The 2310-nt window shown below is 66.2% G+C and carries 3 protein-coding genes; all 3 read left to right on the top strand.

Annotation, left to right across the window (positions count from 1 at the left end; all coding sequences use genetic code 11):
- The first annotated feature begins 95 nt into the window (after positions 1-95).
- Positions 96-449 (top strand): IS66-like element accessory protein TnpA, encoded by a 354-nt coding sequence (gene tnpA / locus NKH23_RS34315; RefSeq protein ID WP_031239744.1) that lies wholly within the window; start codon positions 96-98, stop codon positions 447-449.
- Positions 446-793 (top strand): IS66 family insertion sequence element accessory protein TnpB, encoded by a 348-nt coding sequence (gene tnpB / locus NKH23_RS34310; RefSeq protein WP_353036769.1) that lies wholly within the window; start codon positions 446-448, stop codon positions 791-793. Before tnpA ends, tnpB begins: the two co-directional genes overlap by 4 nt.
- A 66-nt stretch (positions 794-859) precedes the next feature.
- Positions 860-2310: IS66 family transposase (gene tnpC, locus NKH23_RS34305; RefSeq protein ID WP_353036767.1), on the top strand; the 1451-nt coding region annotated here is incomplete at its 3' end.

Here is a 2310-nt window from a genome sequence, read left to right as displayed (position 1 = left end):
GATACCCTCCGGCGAAGGCCGCCTTGCGAGAGGACGGCACGGTAGCGAGGCTGCGCTCTTAAGGTCGCCCTTACGAGCGAAGTTAGCAGCACAGCATGAGCCATGTGACGTTATTGACCGGGCCTGAGCGTCGTCGTCGTTGGCGTGAAGAGGATCAGTGCCGGATACTGGCCGCGGCATTCGCGCCCGGGGCCACAGTGGCGGCGGTAGCGCGTCAGTACGATGTCGCGACCAGCCTGATCTATAAGTGGCGCCGCACGGTGAGAGCCCGCGAGACGGGCTTTGCCGAAGTTGTCGTGGCTCCCGATGAGCCTGTCGCCGTTTCGCGGCCGGCGGCATCCCCAGCGGTGATCGAGCTGGAGGTCGCCGGCAAGGTGCGGCTGCGGATTCCGCTGACCACGCCGCCAACACTGGCGGCAGCGATGGTGAAGGCGCTGGGCGTTTCATGATCCCGGTTCCGAGCCAGGTGCGGATCTGGTTGGCGGTCGGCCGGACCGATATGCGTCGCGGGATGCAAGGCCTCGCTCTGCAGGTTCAGGAGACGCTGGGCCGGGACCCGCATGCCGGCGATATTTATGTCTTCCGCGGCCGCAGCGGCAATCTGATCAAGATTATCTGGCATGATGGGCTCGGCATGTCGCTGTATGCAAAACGGCTCGAGAAGGGCCGGTTTCTATGGCCGTCGCCGGCGGACGGCACGGTTTCCATATCACCGGCGCAGCTCGCCTACATGCTCGACGGGATCGATTGGCGCAACCCGCGTCACACGTTCCGCCCTGAGCTCGCGGGCTGAGTTTTTCTTTGAGTTTGCGCCATTTTCCGCGAGTCAGCGGACGCGTTTTATGATTCACTCCAGGGCATGGTTGCCACCGCCCAGGATGCCGTTCCGGACGATATTGGCGCGCTGAGAGCAGCGCTGACCGCGGCGCTGGCCAGAGCCGAAGACGAGGCCGCGCGCGCTGCGCTGGTCGAGGCCGAACTGGCGGTCGCCAGGGCCAAGGCATCGGATGATGCGGCGCTGATCGCGCATCAGCATCTGACGATCCGGAAGCTGCAGCGGGCGCTGCATGGTCAGAGTTCTGAACGCTCAGCCCGCCTGCACGACCAGATGGAACTCACCTTCGAGGAACTCGAGAGCACCGCGACGGAAGACGAGATCGCCGCCGAACAGGCCGCGGCCCGGACCACCGAGGTGGCGCCTTACATGCGCAAGCGACCGGCGCGCCAGCCATTTCCCGAGCATCTGCCGCGCGAACGCGTGGTCGAGCCGGCGCCGGCCGCTTGCCATTGCTGCGGCGGTCATCGGCTGCGCAAGCTGGGTGAGGATATCACCGAGACGCTGGAGGTGGTGCCGCGGCAATGGAAGGTGATCCAGCACGTGCGGGAGAAGTTCACCTGCCGCGACTGCGAGACGATCAGCCAGGCTCCGGCGCCCTTCCACGCCACCCCGCGCGGCTGGGCCGGTCCCGGCCTGCTGGCGATGATCCTGTTCGAGAAGTTCGGCCAGCATCAGCCGCTTAACCGCCAGGCCGAACGCTATGCCCGCGAAGGCGTGCCGCTCAGCCTGTCGACGCTCGCCGACCAGGTCGGCGCCGGCGCCGCGGCGCTGATGCCGCTGTTCAAGCAGCTCGAAGCCCATGTGCTGGCCGCTTCGCGTCTGCACGGCGACGACACGACGGTGCCGGTCCTGGCCAAGGGCAAGACCGATACCGCCCGATTATGGACCTATGTGCGTGATGACCGACCGTTCGGCGGTGTCGATCCGCCGGCGGCAGTGTTCTATTATTCCCGCGATCGCCGAGGCGAACATCCCGCGACGCATCTCGCCGGCTGGAGCGGCATTCTGCAGGCCGATGCCTTTGGTGGTTATGGCGATCTCTATGCGACGGGTCGTCAGCCGGCGCCTGTTCTGGAGGCCAGCTGCTGGGCCCACAGCCGGCGCAAAGTGTTTGAGCTGGCCGATGTCGAAGCGGCGGCGCGCAAGAAGGCGCACGGCGAGAAGCCCAACCTGGTCTATCCGCTGGCGGTCGAAGCCGTGAAGCGCATCGATGCCCTGTTCGATATCGAGCGCGCGATCAACGGCCTGTCGCCGGCCCAACGCCACGCCGTGCGCCAAGAGCGGAGCGCGCCGCTGGTCACCGAGCTCGAGCGCTGGATGATCAAGACGCGCGACAAGCTCTCGCGCGGGCACGACCTGACCAAGGCCTTCAACTACATGCTGCGCCGCTGGTCATCCTTCACCCGGTTCCTCGACGATGGGCGGATCTGCCTATCCAACAATGCAGCCGAGCGAGCCCTGCGCGGCATCGC

Origin of the sequence: Mesorhizobium sp. M1328 (assembly GCF_040318075.1) — a bacterium.
In the GTDB taxonomy this organism is placed as follows: domain Bacteria; phylum Pseudomonadota; class Alphaproteobacteria; order Rhizobiales; family Rhizobiaceae; genus Mesorhizobium.
This window is presented reverse-complemented; position numbering and strand designations above follow the sequence as displayed.